The organism is Pseudomonas sp. Pseusp3, assembly GCF_047304225.1.
Lineage (GTDB): Bacteria > Pseudomonadota > Gammaproteobacteria > Pseudomonadales > Pseudomonadaceae > Aquipseudomonas > Aquipseudomonas fluorescens_CD.
In genome coordinates this window covers 25,684-43,619 of record NZ_JBGLYV010000055.1, presented here as the reverse complement: position 1 = coordinate 43,619, position 17,936 = coordinate 25,684, and the positions used below count along the sequence as shown (strand labels likewise).

Sequence of the window (17,936 nt, the reverse complement as noted above, 5' to 3'; positions counted from 1 at the left end):
GGGCTTGCTCGCGAAGAGGCCATCACCTTCAATATTAATGGTGGCTGGCACACCGCTTTCGCGAGCAAGCCCGCTCCCACACTTGATCGGTGGGGTTCTGGATTACTGGCCCAACTTCACCTTGGTCCAGCCACGGGTCATGATCCGCTGGATGGCGATCGGCTGGTCTGGCACGGCATAGAGCGTGGCCATCACCGCTTCCGGCGGGTAGGAGCCCGGATCGTTGCGGATCGCTTCATCGACCAATGGCGTGGCCGCCGCGTTGGCGTTGCTGTAGCCGATGTTGTTGGTGATGTCGGCGATCACGTCGGGGCGCATCAGGAAGTTCATGAACAGGTAAGCGTTCTCGACGTTGGCGGCATCGCGGGGGATGGCGAGCATGTCGTAGAAACTGGCGGCGCCTTCTTTCGGGATGCTGTAGTCGATCTTCACCTTGTCCCCGGCTTCCTGGGCGCGGGCCTTGGCCTGCAGCACGTCGCCGGAGTAACCCACGGCCACGCAGATGTTGCCGTTGGCCAGGTCCGAGATGTATTTCGACGAATGGAAGTACGCCACGTTCGGGCGAATCTTCATGAACAGCGCCTCGGCTTCGGCGATGTGCTGTTTGTCCTGATCGTTCACCGGGTAGCCCAGGTAGTGCAGGGCGGTCGGGAGCATTTCTGTCGGCGAGTCGAGGAAGCTGATGCCGCAGGCTTTGAGCTTCTCGGCGTTTTCCGGTTTGAACAGCAGGTCCCAGGAATTGGTCGGAGCGTTGCTGCCGAGCACTTCCCTGACCTTCTGCGGGTTGAAGCCGATGCCGATCGAGCCCCACATGTACGGGATGGCATGAGCGTTTTCGGGATCGCTCGCGGAGGCGTTCTTCAGCAGCACCGGGTTGAGGTTTTTCCAGTTCGGCAGCTTCGATTTGTCCAGCGTCTGGTAGACGCCGGCCTTGATCTGCTTGGCCAGGAAACTGTTGGACGGCACGACGATGTCGTAGCCGGATTTGCCCGCCAGCAGGCGTGCTTCAAGGGTCTCGTTGCTGTCGAACACATCGTAGGTCACCTGGATGCCGGTCTCGTCTTCAAACTTCTTGACGGTATCCGGGCCAATGTAATCCGACCAGTTGTAGACGCGCAGAACCTTGTCATTGGCCTGGGCGCCAGTGGCGATCGCGCCCAATAAGGACAGTGTCAGCAGAGTCCTGCCAAACATTTTCATCGGTACAACTCCATTTCTTTTCTTATTCAAATCACACAGTAAATAAGCTTTCACGCTCCTTGTAGGAGCGAGCTTGCTCGCGAAAAACTCAAGGACGACGCGTTCATTCAGATAGCCCGCGTCATCGTTGATGGCCATCGCGAGCATGCTCGCTCCTACAGGGGGCGGCCTCAGGCCGCTGCTTCTGCCATTTGCTTTTTCGGTTGTTGCCAGGATTCGCTGGCGGTCTGGTCCATGGCTTCCTGGATCGCGCGCTTGCGGCTTTCTTCGGCACGACGGCTGAAGTACCAGACCATGAAGGTCACGATCGACACCGCCAGCAGAATCAGGCTGGCCACGGCGTTGATCTCGGGCTTCACGCCCAGACGCACCGCCGAGAACACTTCCATCGGCAGGGTCGTGGAACCAGGTCCCGACACGAAGCTCGCCAGCACCAGGTCATCCAGCGACAGGGCGAACGACATCATGCCGCCCGCCGCCAGTGACGGCGCGATCATCGGGATGGTGATCAGGAAAAACACCTTGAACGGCTTCGCACCCAGGTCCATGGCCGCTTCTTCGATGGACAGGTCCAGTTCGCGAAGGCGGGCGGAGACTACCACCGCCACGTAGGCTGCACAAAACGTGGTGTGGGCGATCCAGATGGTGACGATGCCGCGTTCCTGCGGCCAGCCGATCAGCTGCGCCATGGCCACGAACAGCAGCAACAGCGACAGACCGGTGATCACTTCAGGCATCACCAGCGGCGCGGTGACCAGGCCACCGAACAGGGTACGACCCTTGAAGCGTGTAACGCGGGTCAACACGAACGCGGCTAACGTCCCTAGTGCGACTGCTGCGACGGCGGTATAGCAGGCGATTTCCAGCGAGCGCACCACCGAACCCATCAGTTGCGAGTTGTCGAGCAGGCCGGCGTACCACTTGATCGACCAGCCACCCCACACCGTCACCAGCTTCGAGGCGTTGAACGAGTAGATCACCAGGATCAGCATCGGCAGGTAGATAAACGACAGGCCGAAAATCAGCATGAACTTTGAAAATCCGAAGCGTTTCATCCCCGTGCCTCCATCTCTTTGGCCTGGCTGCGGTTGAACAGCAGAATCGGCACAATCAGGATCAACAGCATTACCACCGCCAGGGCAGACGCCACCGGCCAGTCGCGGTTGTTGAAGAACTCTTGCCACAACACACGGCCGATCATCAGGGTTTCCGGACCGCCGAGCAGTTCAGGAATCACGAACTCACCGACCACCGGAATGAACACCAGCATGCAGCCGGCGATGATGCCGTTCTTGGCCAGCGGCACGGTGATTTTCCAGAAGCTGTTGAAGGTGCTCGAACCCAGGTCCGACGCGGCTTCCAGCAGGCTCTGGTCGTGCTTGACCAGGTTGGCGTACAGCGGCAGCACCATGAACGGCAGGTACGCGTACACCACGCCGATGTAGACGGCAGTGTTGGTGTTGAGGATCTCGATCGGGTGCGACGTCAGGCCGGTCCACATCAGGAACGCGTTGAGCAGGCCGTTGTTGCTGAGGATGCCCATCCACGCATAGACGCGGATCAGGATCGCGGTCCAGGTCGGCATCATGATCAGCAGCATCAGCACGTTCTGCGCTTCCTTGCTGGCCTTGGTGATGGCGTAGGCCATGGGGAAGCCGATCACCAGGCACATCAGCGTGCTGAAAAACGCGACCTTCAACGAACCCAGGTAGGCGGACAGGTACAGCTCATCCTGGCCCAGCAGGGTGTAGTTGCCGATGTTGAGCAACAGCTGGAATTTCTGCTCGGCGTAGGTGTAGATCTCCGAGTAGGGCGGAATGGCCAGGGCCGCTTCCGAGAAGCTGATCTTCATCACCAGGAAGAACGGCAACATGAAGAACAGGAACAACCAGATGAAGGGAATCCCGATGACGAACTTGCGCCCGCTGGGGACCAGTCTCAGAAATTGCTGATTGAAGGTTTTCATGCGCGCAGTACCACGCCGCTGTCGTCTTCCCACCACACGTAGACCTGATCGTCCCAGGTCGGACGTGCGCCACGGCGTTCGGCGTTGGCCATGAACGACTGGACGATCTTGCCGCCAGGCAGCTCGACGTAGAACACCGAGTGGCCGCCGAGGTAGGCGATGTCATGCACCTTGCCGCTGGACCAGTTGTAGCGGTTCTCCGGCTTGACGGTGCTGACCAGCAGTTTTTCCGGGCGGATCGCGTAGGTGATCGATTTGTCCTGCACCGAGGTGCTGACGCCGTGGCCGACGTAGATCTTCTGCTCCAGGTCCGGGCTGTGGATGATCGCGTGACCTTCCAGGTCTTCAACCACGGTGCCGTCGAAGGCGTTCACGTTGCCGATGAATTCGCAGACCATGCGGCTGACGGGGGCTTCATAGATGTCGACCGGGCTGCCGATCTGGGCGATCCAGCCCAGGTGCATGATCGCGATGCGCTGGGCCATGGTCATGGCCTCTTCCTGGTCGTGGGTCACCATCACGCAGGTCACGCCCACGCGCTCGATGATTTCCACCAGCTCCAGCTGCATTTGCGAGCGCAACTTCTTGTCCAGGGCGCCCATCGGTTCGTCGAGCAGCAGCAGCTTCGGACGCTTGGCCAGGGAACGGGCCAGGGCCACGCGTTGACGCTGGCCGCCGGACAGTTGGTGCGGCTTGCGCTTGGCGTATTGGGTCATGTGCACCAGCCGCAGCATCTCCTGCACGCGGGCTTCGATTTCGGCCGCTGGCAAACGGTCCTGCTTGAGGCCAAAGGCGATGTTCTGCGCCACCGTCATGTGCGGGAACAGCGCGTAGGACTGGAACATCATGTTGATCGGTCGTTCGTACGGCGGCATGTCGGTGATGTCGACACCGTCGAGCAGAATCCGGCCTTCGGTCGGGCGCTCGAAACCGGCGAGCATGCGCAGCAGGGTCGATTTGCCGGAGCCGGAACCACCGAGCAGGGCGAAGATTTCACCCTGGTGGATTTCCAGGGACACATCGTCCACCGCGGTGGTTTCGTCGAATTTCTTGGTGACGCGATCGACTTTCACCAACACCTTTTTCGGTGCCTGGTGACCTTCAATAGCCTTCCTGTAGATGCTGGAGGCGTTTGCCATGTGAAACTCCCAACAGGTTTCAGTCGCCAGGCCAACACGGCCCGGCTTAATAGTGGATTGCAAACCCGGTGGCGGGTGTGACACGCAACCTGTGGGAGCGGGCTTGCTCGCGAAAGCGGTGTATCAGATAACAATGGTGTCGACTGACACTCCGCCTTCGCGAGCAAGCCCGCTCCCACATGGAACGTGCTTGCCTGACCCAAACCGCTCGGGTTTATTCGGCGCCGCCATCCTGGCTGCCTTTCGTACTTGTTGTTATTGCAGTGTGTTGTTGTCGCGGGTGACGGACGCGCAAACGCACGCCCGCCCGACCCGCGGGGGCAGAAAATCGTTTGTCAGTGTTTTTTCGTCAGCCCGAGTGACGCAGCGCTGCCCGTTGCCGGCAGGCTTCGCCGAACGCCTGGAAAATACTCAAATAAGGAGGGTTGTTCAGGACTTGCCATTCCGGGTGCCATTGCACGCCGAGGGCGAAGGCCTTGCTGTTCTCCACCGACACCGCCTCGATCAAGCCATCGGGTGCGACGGCTTCGGCACGCAGGCCGGGCGCCAGGCGGTCGATGCCCTGGCTGTGAATCGAGTTGACCTGGAACACCGCCGGCAGGTCCAGCGCTTCGAACACGCCGCCGGGCTGCACACTCACCCCATGGGCCGGCGCGTATTGCACGGCCAGGTCCGGGTGACTGGCTTCACGGTGATCAAGGAAGCCTGGGAGTTCATGGACTTTCTGATGCAGGCTGCCACCGAACGCCACGTTCATTTCCTGGAAACCCCGGCAGATGCCGAGGACCGGAACGCCGGCTGCGATGGCTGCGCGGATCAGCGGCAGGGTGGTGCGGTCCCGTTGCGGATCGTGCTCCGTACCGGGGGCGCTGTCCGGGCCTTGATAGTGGAAGGGTTCCACGTTCGACGGCGAGCCGGTCAGCAACAGACCGTCGAGCTGCGGCAGCAGGTCATCGATTTCGGTCAGGTCGCCTAAGGAAGGAATAACGACAGGCAGCCCCAGCGCCGCGACGCTGACAGCACGCAAGTACTTGTCGCCGCTGATGTGGTAGGGGTGCAGGCCAATCTGTTTGACGCACGCAGTAACGCCGATCAATGGCTTGAGTGCCATTTTTATCACCTCGAAGTTTCACACTTGAACGAGCTTTTCCGGAGCTTAGCCTTGTTGATTTTAATTAACAACTCTCATGTAAAAAATTCTAAACGCCGCACGTCCGATCTTCAGGGTTTACGCGTGTTTGAGGGCTTGTCTGGCACTCTCGTCCTTCTGAGAGGCCCGAAAATAAACGCTGAACGGCTGAGTGTTCGCTATTGACTTCACTTTGCCTTTCGGATTGACTGGGCTCGTGAAAGGGCGGTGAACATAATAATTAACAGTAAAAAATAGGTGCATCATGTCGGTCCCTCTGCGTGCCGTTCAACTCAACGAAGCAAACGCATTCCTTAAGAAACATCCTGAGGTTTTGTACGTCGACCTTCTGATTGCGGATATGAACGGTGTGGTGCGCGGCAAGCGCATCGAGCGCACCAGTCTTCATAAGGTTTACGAGAAAGGCATCAACCTGCCGGCGTCTCTGTTTGCTCTGGACATCAACGGTTCCACGGTGGAAAGCACCGGCCTGGGTCTGGACATCGGCGACTCCGACCGGATCTGCTACCCAATCCCGGGCACCCTGAGCATCGAACCCTGGCAGAAGCGCCCGACTGCGCAACTGCTGATGACCATGCACGAACTCGAAGGCGAGCCATTCTTCGCCGATCCGCGGGAAGTGCTGGCCAATATCGTGCGCAAGTTCGACGACATGGGCCTGACCATCTGCGCCGCGTTCGAACTGGAGTTCTACCTGATCGACCAGGACAACGTGAACGGTCGTCCGCAATCGCCACGTTCGCCGGTATCGGGCAAGCGTCCGATGTCGACCCAGGTGTACCTGATCGACGACCTCGACGAATACGTCGACTGTCTGCAAGACATCCTCGAAGGCGCGAAAGAGCAGGGCATCCCGGCTGACGCCATCGTCAAGGAAAGCGCCCCGGCGCAGTTCGAAGTCAACCTGCACCACGTGGCTGACCCGATCAAGGCGTGCGACTACGCGGTCCTGCTCAAGCGTCTGGTGAAGAACATCGCCTACGACCACGAGATGGACACCACCTTCATGGCCAAGCCGTATCCGGGCCAGGCAGGTAACGGTCTGCACGTGCACATTTCGATTCTCGACAAGGAAGGCAACAACATCTTTGCCAGCGAGGATCCCGAGCAGAACGCCGCGCTGCGTCACGCGATCGGCGGTGTGCTCGAGACCCTGCCGGCGCAGATGGCGTTCCTCTGCCCGAACGTCAACTCGTACCGTCGTTTCGGCGCGCAGTTCTATGTGCCGAACTCACCGAGCTGGGGCATCGACAACCGCACCGTGGCTGTCCGTGTACCGACCGGCTCAAAGGACGCCGTACGCATCGAGCATCGTGTAGCCGGTGCCGACGCCAACCCGTACCTGCTGATGGCTTCGGTATTGGCGGGCGTGCACCACGGCCTGACCAACCAGATCGAACCGGGCGCTCCGGTCGAAGGCAACAGCTACGAGCAGAACGAGCAGAGCCTGCCGAACAACCTGCGCGATGCCCTGCGCGAACTGGACGACAGCGAAGTCATGGCGCGCTACATCGACCCGATGTACATCGACGTGTTCGTGGCGTGCAAGGAAAGCGAGCTGGCCGAGTTCGAGAACTCCATCTCCGACCTTGAGTACAACTGGTACCTGCATACCGTTTAAGACGGATCACACCGATCAACTGTGGGAGCGGCGGTGCGGCGTTCCGACTTGCTCGCGAAGACGGCGGCACAGTCAACACTGATGTCGCTTGATACACCGCCTTCGCGAGCAAGCCCGCTCCCACAGGGGACCGTATTTCCAAGGTCGTAATTGGTTGGCGTTCAATCCGGCGACCACCTATTCCCCTGCGTCGAGTCACAACCATGACAAACACTCGCAGCGATTGGGAGCAACGCTTCCAGTCCCTCTCCATTGAAGGTCGCGCATTCATTGACGGCCAATACTGCGCGGCCGCCAGTGGCGCCACGTTCGAATGCATCAGCCCGGTAGACGGTCGTTTCCTGGCAAACGTCGCCAGCACCGACGAAGCTGACGCCAATGCGGCGGTCGCCGTGGCGCGCCGCGCGTTCGAGTCCGGCGTCTGGGCCAACCTGGCCCCGGCCGAGCGCAAGCGTGTCCTGATCCGTTTTGCCGACCTGATTCTGGCAAACCGTGAAGAACTGGCCCTGCTCGAAACCCTCGACATGGGCAAGCCGATCAGCGATTCCATGAGCATCGACATTCCAGCGACCGCCAACGCGATCCGCTGGACCGCCGAAGCCATCGACAAGATCTACGACGAAGTCGCCGCCACACCCCAGGATCAGCTTGGCCTGGTGACGCGCGAAGCAGCCGGCGTGGTCGCGGCTATCGTGCCGTGGAACTTCCCGTTGATCATGGCCAGCTGGAAATTCGCTCCGGCTCTGGCGATGGGCAACTCGTTCATCCTCAAGCCTTCGGAAAAGTCTCCGCTGACCGCGATCCGCATCGCGCAGCTGGCGCTGGAAGCGGGCATCCCGAAAGGCGTGTTCAACGTCCTGCCGGGCTACGGCCACACCGTCGGCAAGGCGTTGGCGCTGCACATGGACGTCGACGTGCTGGCCTTTACCGGCTCCACGGCGATCGCCAAGCAACTGATGATCTACGCCGGGCAAAGCAACATGAAACGCGTCTGGGCCGAAGCGGGGGGCAAGAGCGCCAACGTGGTGTTTGCCGATGCGCCGGATTTGCGCGCGGCAGCACAGGCCGCAGCCGGTGCCATTGCCTTCAACCAGGGCGAAGTCTGCACCGCCGGTTCGCGCCTGCTGGTGGAGCGCTCGATTCGCGAGCAGTTCATCCCGCTGCTGGTGGAAGCCCTGCAAGCCTGGAAGCCGGGCCACGCCCTCGATCCTGCAACCACCGTCGGCGCGGTCGTCGACCAGCGTCAACTGGACAACGTGCTGCGCTACATCGGTATCGGCAAAGAGCAGGGCGCTCAGTTGATCGCTGGCGGCAGCCGCACCCTCGAAGACACCGGTGGCCAGTACGTGGAACCGACGATTTTCGACGGCGTGACCAATGCCATGACCATCGCCCAGGAAGAAATCTTCGGCCCGGTGCTGTCGGTCATTACCTTCGACACCGCTGAAGAAGCTCTGGCGATTGCCAACGACAGCATCTACGGCCTGGCCGCAGGCGTATGGACCAGCAACCTGAGCAAGGCCCATACCTTCGCCCGTGCCCTGCGTGCCGGCAGCGTCTGGGTCAATCAGTACGACGGCGGCGACATGACCGCGCCGTTCGGCGGGTTCAAGCAGTCGGGTAACGGTCGGGACAAATCGCTGCACGCGTTCGACAAGTACACCGAACTCAAAGCGACCTGGATCAAGCTCTAAGACCTTTTAAACGGCGGTCGCCTGCACGTTGCCGGCGGCCATCGGAGAAACCTATGAAACAAGATTCTGTTAAACAAAAGCATGTAGACAGCTACTACGCCGCCACCCGCAACTTCACCGGCGATTTCCCGGTGCTGGAAGGAGCGGTGGACTGCGACGTCTGCGTGATCGGCGCCGGCTACACCGGTCTGTCCTCGGCGCTGTTCCTCGCTGAAGCGGGCTACAGCGTGACCGTGCTGGAAGCGGCCAAGGTCGGTTTCGGCGCCAGCGGTCGCAACGGCGGCCAACTGGTCAACTCCTACAGCCGCGACGTCGATGTCATCGAAGAGCGCTACGGCGACAAGACCGCCGAAATCCTCGGCAGCATGATTTTCGAAGGCGCCGACATCATTCGTCAGCGCATACAGCACTACGACATCCAGTGTGATTACCGTCCCGGCGGCATCTTCGCGGCGATGAACAAGAAGCAACTCAAGGGCCTGGCCGAACAGAAGAAGAGCTGGGAACGCTACGGCAACAAGAACCTGAAAATGCTCGATGCGGCTGACATCAAGCGTGAAATCGGTTCCGATGCCTACGTCGGCGGCCTGCTGGACATGCAGGGCGGCCACATTCACCCGCTGAACCTGGCCCTCGGCGAAGCCTCGGCCATCATCGGCCTGGGCGGCAAGATCTACGAGCAGTCGGCGGCGGTGGAGATCAACTACGGCGAGCCGATCACCGTGCGCACCGCCAAAGGCCTGGTGCGGGCCAAGTACCTGTTGATCGCCGGTAACGCCTACCTGCCACAGGGCCTCGACAACCGCGTGACCAGCAAGAGCATGCCGTGCGGCTCGCAGATCGTCGTCACCGAGCCGTTGTCGGAAAAACAGGCCCGCAGCCTGATCAAGAACAACTACTGCGTCGAAGACTGCAACTACCTGCTCGACTACTACCGTCTGACCGCAGACAACCGCCTGCTGTACGGCGGCGGCGTGGTCTACGGCGCTCGTGAGCCGGACGACATCGAACAACTGATTCGCCCGAAGATCCTCAAGACCTTCCCGCAACTCAAGGACGTGAAGATCGACTACCGCTGGACCGGCAACTTCCTGTTGACCATGTCGCGCATGCCGCAATTCGGCCGTATCGAGAAAAACGCCTACTACATGCAGGGCTACAGCGGCCACGGCGTCACGTGCTCGCACCTGGCCGGCAAACTGATCTCGGAAATGATCCGTGGCGACGCCGAGCGCTTCGATGCGTTTGCCTCGCTGCCGCACATGCCGATGATCGGCGGGCGCACTTTCTCGGCGCCGTTGACCGCCCTCGGTGCCGTGTACTACTCGCTGCGCGACCGTTTCGGGATCTAGGCTTTACCTCGCCGGCGGCCGCCCCAAAAGGGTGCCGCCGGTTTTTTAATACCAGAAACACCGCGGTCCCCTGTGGGAGCGGGCTTGCTCGCGAAGAGGTCATCTCGGCCAAAATTGATGGCGCCTGACACACCGCTTTCGCGAGCAAGCCCGCTCCCACAGGTTGTGCAACTTCGTGGCAAATGGCTATTTTTCCAGCCGTTTATCGAACCTGCTGAGCATTACGAACAAACGTGATTTAATAGCCGCCTTTCACGTTTCCGGGAGCGGAAAACGGCGTGATCCGCGCCTGCACTCCACCCCTCCATTATCCCTGCAGGAGCGAGCTTGCTCGCTCCTGCAGGTTGGCGCATAAGGCTGTCATGGACACGGGCTCACGACTCAAATTAGTACGCGAAAGCTACAAACTGTCCCAGCGCGAGCTGGCCCGGCGTAGCGGCGTCACCAATGCAACCATCTCCCTGATCGAACAGAATCGGGTCAGTCCTTCCGTCAGCTCCCTGAAAAAGTTGCTGGAGGGCATCCCCATGTCCCTGGCCGACTTCTTCACCTTCGATCAGCCACCGCGCGAACACCAGTACGTCTTCCGCGCCAACGAACAGCCCGACCTCGGCCGCCATGGCCTGCGCCTGCTGCTGATCGGCGCTTCCGTGCCGAGCCGGCAGATGCGCCTGCTGCGCGAGCAATACGCGCCGGGCGCCAGTTCGGGTGAAGAGCCGATCGTGCATTCCGAAGGCGAGGAGTGTGGGTTGGTGACACGGGGTACCGTGGAGTTGACCGTGGACGGACAGGTAAGCGTGCTGAATGCCGGGGATGGCTATTACTTCCCGACGACCTTGCCGCATCGGTTTCGCAATATCGGGGCGGATGAGGCCGAGATTATCAGTGCCAACACGCCGGCGAACTTCTGACGGCGCGCAAGGATAATCAGCTGGTTGGTTGAAACGGCTTTTATCGAGTGGAACAAAAAATCCGATGCCTGTTCAGGGATCGGATTTTTTTTGTTTTGGTGGTGCCCGCTTTGGTCAGTTTCAATTGTTGTAATCCACCTTGGTCGTTAATTGTTTCCTGATGTAATACGCCGAAGGTAAGTATTTTTCACAGTAAAAGCGGTGCCTTTATTGCTGTAAATAGATATTTGCCGAAGTGTTTTGTATTTCAAATTATCGGTCCTTCGCCTTGACTGTAGGTTGTTTCATAAATTGTGTAGGGTAATTCCTACTTGGTGTGTAGGTAGTGTTTACCTAAAAGAGTCGGAAGCATCTGAATCGTATTTTTCGGGGTGGTGCGTCCCTCCAGGATAGTTCATTGTTGCCCCCCGAAATGATTGATACATTTATCGACAGAGATGTTGCTCGCGGCTGTTGCGAGTTCGCATGGAGGAGTTATGGCTTCAAACAGTTTTCAAAATGAAGTGCCCAAGGCTCGGGTCAACATCAAGCTCGATTTGCACACTGGCGGTGCTCAAAAAAAGGTCGAGCTGCCTTTGAAGTTGATGGTCATGGGTGACTACAGCAACGGCAAGGAGCAGCGCCCGCTTTCGGAGCGCCACAAAGTTGGAATCAACAAGAATAACTTCGATAGCGTATTGGCCGAGTTCTCGCCAGTCCTGAAACTGGCGGTGGAAAATACCCTGGTGGATGACGGCGTCGACACTTCGGTCGAATTGAACTTTCAGTGCATGAAGGATTTCGAGCCTGAGCAGGTGGCGAGGCAAATCCCCCAGTTGCGTGCCTTGCTGGCGATGCGCAACCTGCTGCGCGACCTCAAGTCCAACCTGTTGGACAACGCTACCTTCCGTCACGAACTGGAGCGAATCCTCAAGGACGATGTGCTGAGTGATGAGCTGCGGGCCGAGTTGGCCGCCTTGGCTCCGGAAGAAGCTCGTTAATTCAATTCGGTTCGTTTAAAGGGAAGTTCCACAATGTCTTTAGAAAGTTCTAACGCGCAATCGCGCGGCGCTACAGTGTTGCCTGAAGAAAATGCAAGCGTGTATGGCGCACTGTTTGGAAAGATCAATCTCAGTCCAGTGGCGAAATTAGGCGGCATCGACAGCTTTCAGAATGCCGAGGCGCTGGCTGAGGCCACGGCCGATGAGCGCGTGACGGCCGCTGTCAGTGTGTTCCTGAACCTGCTCAAGCAGTCGTCGCAGAAAATCGAGCGCCTGGACAGAGCGCTGCTCGACGGCCATATCGCAATGCTGGATGCACAGATCAGCCGTCAACTCGACGCTGTGATGCACCATCCTGACTTCCAGCGAACCGAGTCAACCTGGCGTGGCGTGAAGTCGCTGATCGACCAGACCGATTTTCGCCAGAACGTACGAATCGAGCTGCTCGATATCAGCAAGGCGCACCTGGTACAGGATTTTGAAGACGCTCCGGAAATCGCGCAAAGCGGCCTGTATTTGCACACCTACACCCAGGAGTACGACACGCCCGGCGGGGAGCCGATTGCCGCGGCCATTTCCAACTACGAGTTTGGTCGCGATCCGCAGGACATAGCCCTGCTGCGCAACATCTCCAAAGTCTCGGCGGCTGCGCACATGCCTTTCATCGGTGCCGTCGGCCCCGGGTTCTTTGGCAAGCAGTCGATGGAAGAAGTCGCCGCCATCAAGGACATCGGCAATTACTTCGACCGTGCCGAATACATCAAGTGGAAGGCGTTCCGCGAGAGTGACGATGCCCGTTACATCGGCTTGCTCATGCCGCGGGTGCTGGGGCGTCTGCCGTATGGTCCAGACACCGTTCCGGTGCGCAGCTTCAACTACATCGAAAGCGTCAAAGGCCTGGATCACGACAAATACCTGTGGACCAACGCCTCGTTTGCCTTCGCTGCCAACATGGTTAAAAGCTTTATTGCCAACGGTTGGTGCGTGCAGATTCGCGGACCGCAGTCTGGCGGTGCGGTCACCGGTTTGCCGATCCATTTATACGATCTGGGCACGGGCAACCAGGTGAAGATTCCTTCGGAGGTGATGATTCCGGAAACTCGCGAATTCGAGTTCGCCAACCTCGGATTCATCCCGCTCTCGTATTACAAGAATCGCGACTACGCGTGTTTCTTCTCGGCCAACTCTGCGCAGAAGCCGGCGCTGTACGACACGGCCGATGCCACTGCCAACAGCCGAATCAACTCGCGCTTGCCCTACATCTTCCTGCTGTCGCGCATCGCTCACTACTTGAAGTTGATCCAGCGCGAAAACATCGGCACGACCAAGGATCGTCGTCTGCTGGAGCTGGAGCTGAACAAGTGGATCGGCGGCCTGGTGACCGAGATGACCGACCCAAGTGATGACTTGCAGGCTTCGCACCCGTTGCGCGATGCCAAGGTCACCGTGGAAGACATCGAGGACAACCCCGGCTTCTTCCGCGTCAAGTTGTATGCCGTGCCGCATTTCCAGGTGGAAGGCATGGACGTCAATTTGTCGCTGGTTTCGCAGATGCCCAAGGCAAAAGCCTGAGGCTCCGAACAGCTGTTCATTTCGTAGGGAAACGACGTCATGAAAATCGACCGCCCCTTGTGGGCCGCGGGGGCTCTTCTGTCTCCGCAGCAATTCCAGCAGCAGGCACGCTGGGAGGCCTGGGCAAATGAGCGTCTGGCGCATTTGTCGCTGGTTCATCCCTGGGGTATCCAGGCGGTGGCGTTTGACCTGGAAGCTCTGCGCCTGGGTAAGCTCAAGGCCACTGAGCTGCGATTGCGCATGCCCGACGGGACACTGATCGATACTGATCATGTGGATCGTCTGCCAGCGGGCCTGGAACTGGCGCGCCTGTTGCCCGATGACCTTGCGGGTGCAACGTTGCTCCTGGCCTTGCCGCTGGAGCAGGGCAATGGCAACAACTGCCTGTTCGACGACGTCAAGTCCGATCGACCGACACGCTTTCGTCAGGATTGGCGCCAGGTGCAGGACCTGTATGGCGATGAGGCGCAATCGATCGGCGTGCTGGAGCACGTACTGAGCCTGCGCTTTGCCCATGACGACAACGGCGACTACCTGACCTGCCCGATCGCGCGCCTGGTGCGCGACGGGCAGGGCGCCTGGAGTCTTGATCCCGGCTATGTGCCGCCGCTACTCAGCTTCGCGGCGCATCCGGGGCTGTTGGCGCAATTGGATAACCTGTTGACCCAGTTGTCCGCCAAGCGTCAGCGCTTGATGGGCATGCGTCGCGAAAGCAATCAGCGCATGGCTGACTTTGCCGTGGCGGACGTGTCGTTGTTCTGGCTGCTCAACGCCTTGAACACTTACCAGCCGGTATTGGCCGATCTCAAGTCCTGGCCTGCACGGCACCCCGAGCAGGTCTACCTGGAGCTGACCAGGCTGGCCGGCAGCCTGCTGACCTTTTCCCTCGAACACGACATCGAGCAGATCCCCCCTTACCGACACGAACATCTGGAACAGGTATTGCCACCGTTGTTGCGCCTGATCTCCACCTTGCTGGAGGCCAGCCTGCCGTCGCGAGTCATTGCCCTTGCGCTGGAGGAGGCCGGCGCCAACCGCTGGCAGGTCCGTCTCGACGATGGGCGCCTGCGCGAACAGGACGGCGCCGACTTCTATCTGTCGGTGCGTAGCGGCTTGCCGGCGGCGCAGTTGCAGAGCCAGTTCCCGCGCCTGTGCAAGATCGGCGCGCCGGACGATGTCGAGCGTCTGGTCAACGCCGCGCTTGACGGCGTGCCGTTGCAGCCACTGAGCCATGTTCCGGCGGCCATTCCCCTGCGCCTGGAAAACCAGTACTTCGCCCTTGACCTGAACCATGCGAAGGGGCAGGCCATGCTGGCCGCAGGGACCTGTGTCTTCTACGTACCCGGCACCCTGGCCGACGTCAAACTCGAACTGTTCGCGGTATTACGCACATGAAACCGACCTTATCCAAACTACCTGCCGTAGCGGCGGTGGACGTCGATACGCTGTTGCAGGACAGCTACCTGCTGGTGGTCGAGCTGCTGCACGGCACACCCGTACATGGCAGCCAGGACATATCGGCACTGTGCATCAAACAGATCGAGCACGTACTCGGGCAGCTTGAACAAGCCGGGTTGAGCCGACGCAGCATCGACCATATCAGTCATGCGCAGTGCGCGTTGCTGGATGAAACCGTGCTGGGCTTCGCCAAAGGGGAAGACCACGCCAAGTGGGCCAATGAACCCCTGCAAGCCAGGTTTTTCAATCGCCACCAGGCCGGTGAGTTCCTGTATGAGGACATGCGCGAAGTGCTGCGCGATCCCGCGCCGGACTTGCATGTACTGACGGCCTTTCACCGGGTGTTGATGCTGGGGTTCAAGGGCCGTTATCAGCAACTGGATGACCCCGAGCGGGAGCAACTGCTGGCCGCATTGAGTGCCAGGGTGCAGCCGTTGAAACTCGGCCAGTCGATCGACACGCAGTTCAACCCGGGCACTCGCGGCATCACGCCTGCCTGGCTGCGAACGCCCCTGGCCCAGGGGTTGGCTGCAGGTGTGTTGCTGGCGGCGGTCTGGTGCGGACTGGACTATCTGTTGGGCGATCTGATCGCCACGCTTGTGCCTGGCCGGGTGTGAGGGGCCGATGACCTTCAAACTCAAACGTGGTCTCTGGCTCTGGGCGGGCACACTGGCGACCGTACTGCTGCTGATCATTCCAATGACGCTCTGGCTTCGCGTCATGGCAATCGTCGTGGTGGTTGTCGGCGTCGGCATGGCCTGGAAGCGGATCGGCCGGCAGGCGGCTCATCAGCGCCAGGCGCTGCTGATGAGCGAAAGCCAGCCATTGCCGCCGGCGTCCTATCGCCTGCCGGTGGTATTGGTCTGTGGTGACGGCCTGGTCGGTCTGTTTGGGGAGATCCCCGCCGGGCAACTGGCCCTGCGCATCACCGGGCAGGGCTGTTATGTGCGCGTGGCCAGTCTGGAACAGTTACCCGCGGTAGCTGACAACCTGATGTCCCTGCGTCCTGACTGGGGCCGGCAATTGAGCGTCCTGTTCATCGTCAATCCCCAGGAACAGGTCGACAGCGAAGTGCTCGCCGGCCGGGTGCGGACGGTGCGCCATCAATTGATGCGTGTGCGCAAACAGGGCATTGCCGCGCCGCTGCTGGTGTTGAGTTACCTGCAAAGCCCGCGGGGGGCGGGGCAGTGGTTCAGTTGGGAATCCGGGCAGGCCAGCCCCAACGTGCGCGAAGCCGGCGAGTGCGTCAGCCTGGACCAATGGCAGGTGCAGGTGGCGGACAATGCCACGCGCGCGTTGCGATTGCAGACCAGCGTTCGGCTCAACAGCGCGGCGGCGTGGCTGGCTGAAACCGTATTACCACATCTCGCCCCCCGCGAGGCCCACACCCACAGCGACCTGGTCGTGGCCAGTGCCATCACGCTGGTCGCGGAGGGGCCCCGGCGTGTGCCGGGCAACCTGTGGCAGCAATGGTTGCGCAACAGGATTGCATTGGCGGACCCACGGCCCATCGAGCCTGATGCGTCACAGGCCTTGCCGTTTCCTGATCCGTTGTTGAGCCTGCTGCCGAGGGATTCGCGCTACTCACCGAACCGTCGTGCGGGTGTGATTGCGCTGTGGATGTTCACGGCTGCCGCGCTGGTCGCGCTGGTGAACTCGGCGTGGCAGAACACCTTGCTGGCACGGCAAGTGACCGATGACCTGCGGCGATACAACGCCATCACTCCGGCGGATCAGGTATCCCGACCTGACGTCGACAGGCGCGAAAAAAACCTGGTAGTACTGCATCAGGACGCCCTGCGTCTTGACCACTATTACCGCCACGGCGCGCCCCTGTCCCTGGGGTTTGGCCTGTATCGCGGCGAACGGCTACGTGAACATCTGTTGGCGGTGATCGCCGGCCACCGACAGCCAAAGGCGGCATCCGCCACGACGGTTCGCCTGGACAGCCTCTCGCTGTTCAGCAGCGGCAGCGCCCAGCTCAAGCCCGAGTCGGCCAAGGTGCTGATCAGCGCCCTTGTCGGCATCAAGGCCCAGCCCGGCTGGCTGATCGTCATTGCCGGGCACACGGATGCCAGTGGCAGTGCCGAGCACAACCTGGCGTTGTCACGAGCCCGCGCCGCAGCGGTTCACCACTGGATGCGGCAGATGGGCGATATCCCCGACAGCTGTTTCGCGGTGCAGGGTTTCGGTGCCAGTCAGCCCATCGCCAGCAACGCCACCGAGGTTGGTCGCCAGGCCAATCGTCGCGTCGATATACGTCTGATTCCTGAAGCGGGGGCCTGCGTGCCTCCCGCTGCAGGAGCGGACCAGCACCCCCCTGTCGCATAACGCGGCATTCACGATCCGAGAAAAGGAGCTTCACATGGCAATTCCCGTTTACCTGTGGCTGAAAGATGACGGCGACGCGGACATCAAGGGTTCGGTGGACGTGCAAAAGCGCGAAGGCAGCATCGAGGTGGTCGCCCAGGACCACAGCCTGTACATCCCCACCGACAACAACACCGGCAAGTTGACTGGCACGCGGGTGCATACCCCGTTTCAGTTCAGCAAGGAAATCGATGCCTCGACCCCTTACCTCTATAAGGCGGTGACCACCGGCCAGACGCTGAAGAGCGCCGAGTTCAGGTGGTATCGCATCGACGATGCCGGCCAGGAAGTCGAGTACTTCAACACCAGACTGGAAAACGTGAAGGTGGTGAAAGTCGCGTCGAAAATGCACGACGTGAAAGATCCGACCAAGGAAAAACACAACCACCTGGAGCAGATCGAGTTGCGGTACGAGAAGGTCACCTGGACCTTCAAGGACGGCAACATCATCCACTCCGATTCCTGGAGCGAGCGCCAGAGCTCCTGATGTAAGGCAACCAGCAGGCGGGCATCCGCTTGCTGG

At 60.2% G+C, this 17,936-nt stretch carries 15 protein-coding genes; 10 read left to right on the top strand and 5 right to left on the bottom strand.

Annotation, left to right across the window (positions count from 1 at the left end):
* Positions 1-102: 102 nt before the first annotated feature.
* The 5 genes from ACCD00_RS19140 to ACCD00_RS19120 all read right to left on the bottom strand — a co-directional run bounded on the left by ACCD00_RS19140 (position 103) and on the right by ACCD00_RS19120 (position 5,416).
* A complete protein-coding gene (locus ACCD00_RS19140; protein ID WP_413426881.1) occupies positions 103-1,200 on the bottom strand; it encodes a polyamine ABC transporter substrate-binding protein in 1,098 nt (365 codons plus the stop codon).
* A gap of 170 nt (positions 1,201-1,370) precedes the next feature.
* The gene (locus ACCD00_RS19135) at positions 1,371-2,255 is read right to left on the bottom strand and encodes an ABC transporter permease subunit (protein ID WP_413426879.1); all 885 of its coding nucleotides are present in this window, start codon (positions 2,253-2,255) and stop codon (positions 1,371-1,373) included.
* Positions 2,252-3,166: an ABC transporter permease subunit gene (locus tag ACCD00_RS19130; protein WP_413426877.1), complete on the bottom strand. Its 915-nt coding sequence runs from the start codon at positions 3,164-3,166 to the stop codon at positions 2,252-2,254. Before ACCD00_RS19130 ends, ACCD00_RS19135 begins: the two co-directional genes overlap by 4 nt.
* Entirely contained in the window at positions 3,163-4,305 is a 1,143-nt protein-coding gene (gene potA / locus ACCD00_RS19125; RefSeq protein ID WP_111286908.1) for a polyamine ABC transporter ATP-binding protein, read from the bottom strand. The genes ACCD00_RS19130 and potA overlap by 4 nt, the downstream gene beginning before the upstream one ends.
* A 349-nt stretch (positions 4,306-4,654) precedes the next feature.
* Complete coding sequence (locus tag ACCD00_RS19120) at positions 4,655-5,416, bottom strand: gamma-glutamyl-gamma-aminobutyrate hydrolase family protein (RefSeq protein ID WP_413426875.1); 762 nt, start codon at positions 5,414-5,416, stop codon at positions 4,655-4,657.
* Positions 5,417-5,699: 283 nt separating this feature from the next.
* Between ACCD00_RS19120 and ACCD00_RS19115 the strand changes: the two genes are divergently transcribed.
* The 10 genes from ACCD00_RS19115 (at position 5,700) to ACCD00_RS19070 (ending at position 17,900) form a co-directional block, all read left to right on the top strand.
* Positions 5,700-7,076, top strand: coding sequence for a glutamine synthetase family protein (locus ACCD00_RS19115; protein ID WP_008019695.1), 1,377 nt, complete (start codon positions 5,700-5,702; stop codon positions 7,074-7,076).
* A gap of 203 nt (positions 7,077-7,279) precedes the next feature.
* Entirely contained in the window at positions 7,280-8,770 is a 1,491-nt protein-coding gene (locus ACCD00_RS19110; RefSeq protein ID WP_413426873.1) for an aldehyde dehydrogenase, read from the top strand.
* 53 nt (positions 8,771-8,823) lie between these two features.
* A complete protein-coding gene (locus ACCD00_RS19105; RefSeq protein WP_413426871.1) occupies positions 8,824-10,122 on the top strand; it encodes an NAD(P)/FAD-dependent oxidoreductase in 1,299 nt (432 codons plus the stop codon).
* Between the two features lie 362 nt (positions 10,123-10,484).
* Complete coding sequence (locus ACCD00_RS19100; RefSeq protein WP_007975263.1) at positions 10,485-11,033, top strand: cupin domain-containing protein; 549 nt, start codon at positions 10,485-10,487, stop codon at positions 11,031-11,033.
* A gap of 476 nt (positions 11,034-11,509) precedes the next feature.
* Positions 11,510-12,013: a type VI secretion system contractile sheath small subunit gene (gene tssB / locus ACCD00_RS19095; RefSeq protein ID WP_413426869.1), complete on the top strand. Its 504-nt coding sequence runs from the start codon at positions 11,510-11,512 to the stop codon at positions 12,011-12,013.
* Between the two features lie 33 nt (positions 12,014-12,046).
* On the top strand, positions 12,047-13,585 hold the full coding sequence (gene tssC / locus ACCD00_RS19090) for a type VI secretion system contractile sheath large subunit (RefSeq protein WP_413426867.1): 1,539 nt from the start codon (positions 12,047-12,049) through the stop codon (positions 13,583-13,585).
* A 39-nt stretch (positions 13,586-13,624) separates the two neighbouring features.
* Positions 13,625-14,980: a type VI secretion system baseplate subunit TssK gene (tssK, locus tag ACCD00_RS19085; protein WP_413426865.1), complete on the top strand. Its 1,356-nt coding sequence runs from the start codon at positions 13,625-13,627 to the stop codon at positions 14,978-14,980.
* Positions 14,977-15,660 carry a type VI secretion system protein TssL, short form gene (gene tssL, locus ACCD00_RS19080; RefSeq protein WP_413426863.1) on the top strand — a complete coding sequence of 228 codons (684 nt, stop codon included), beginning with the start codon at positions 14,977-14,979 and terminating at the stop codon, positions 15,658-15,660. Before tssK ends, tssL begins: the two co-directional genes overlap by 4 nt.
* A 7-nt stretch (positions 15,661-15,667) precedes the next feature.
* On the top strand, positions 15,668-17,374 hold the full coding sequence (locus ACCD00_RS19075; protein WP_413426861.1) for an OmpA family protein: 1,707 nt from the start codon (positions 15,668-15,670) through the stop codon (positions 17,372-17,374).
* A gap of 34 nt (positions 17,375-17,408) precedes the next feature.
* Positions 17,409-17,900 carry an Hcp family type VI secretion system effector gene (locus ACCD00_RS19070; RefSeq protein ID WP_413426859.1) on the top strand — a complete coding sequence of 164 codons (492 nt, stop codon included), beginning with the start codon at positions 17,409-17,411 and terminating at the stop codon, positions 17,898-17,900.
* Positions 17,901-17,936 lie beyond the last annotated feature (36 nt).

What these genes read in the sequence shown, in the direction of transcription:
- ACCD00_RS19140 (WP_413426881.1), bottom strand. Translation starts at nt 1,200, where the DNA reads ATGAAAATGTTTGGCAGGACTCTGCTGACACTGTCCTTATTGGGCGCG.
- ACCD00_RS19135 (WP_413426879.1), bottom strand. Translation starts at nt 2,255, where the DNA reads ATGAAACGCTTCGGATTTTCAAAGTTCATGCTGATTTTCGGCCTGTCG.
- ACCD00_RS19130 (WP_413426877.1), bottom strand. Translation starts at nt 3,166, where the DNA reads ATGAAAACCTTCAATCAGCAATTTCTGAGACTGGTCCCCAGCGGGCGC.
- potA (WP_111286908.1), bottom strand. Translation starts at nt 4,305, where the DNA reads ATGGCAAACGCCTCCAGCATCTACAGGAAGGCTATTGAAGGTCACCAG.
- ACCD00_RS19120 (WP_413426875.1), bottom strand. Translation starts at nt 5,416, where the DNA reads ATGGCACTCAAGCCATTGATCGGCGTTACTGCGTGCGTCAAACAGATT.
- ACCD00_RS19115 (WP_008019695.1), top strand. Translation starts at nt 5,700, where the DNA reads ATGTCGGTCCCTCTGCGTGCCGTTCAACTCAACGAAGCAAACGCATTC.
- ACCD00_RS19110 (WP_413426873.1), top strand. Translation starts at nt 7,280, where the DNA reads ATGACAAACACTCGCAGCGATTGGGAGCAACGCTTCCAGTCCCTCTCC.
- ACCD00_RS19105 (WP_413426871.1), top strand. Translation starts at nt 8,824, where the DNA reads ATGAAACAAGATTCTGTTAAACAAAAGCATGTAGACAGCTACTACGCC.
- ACCD00_RS19100 (WP_007975263.1), top strand. Translation starts at nt 10,485, where the DNA reads ATGGACACGGGCTCACGACTCAAATTAGTACGCGAAAGCTACAAACTG.
- tssB (WP_413426869.1), top strand. Translation starts at nt 11,510, where the DNA reads ATGGCTTCAAACAGTTTTCAAAATGAAGTGCCCAAGGCTCGGGTCAAC.
- tssC (WP_413426867.1), top strand. Translation starts at nt 12,047, where the DNA reads ATGTCTTTAGAAAGTTCTAACGCGCAATCGCGCGGCGCTACAGTGTTG.
- tssK (WP_413426865.1), top strand. Translation starts at nt 13,625, where the DNA reads ATGAAAATCGACCGCCCCTTGTGGGCCGCGGGGGCTCTTCTGTCTCCG.
- tssL (WP_413426863.1), top strand. Translation starts at nt 14,977, where the DNA reads ATGAAACCGACCTTATCCAAACTACCTGCCGTAGCGGCGGTGGACGTC.
- ACCD00_RS19075 (WP_413426861.1), top strand. Translation starts at nt 15,668, where the DNA reads ATGACCTTCAAACTCAAACGTGGTCTCTGGCTCTGGGCGGGCACACTG.
- ACCD00_RS19070 (WP_413426859.1), top strand. Translation starts at nt 17,409, where the DNA reads ATGGCAATTCCCGTTTACCTGTGGCTGAAAGATGACGGCGACGCGGAC.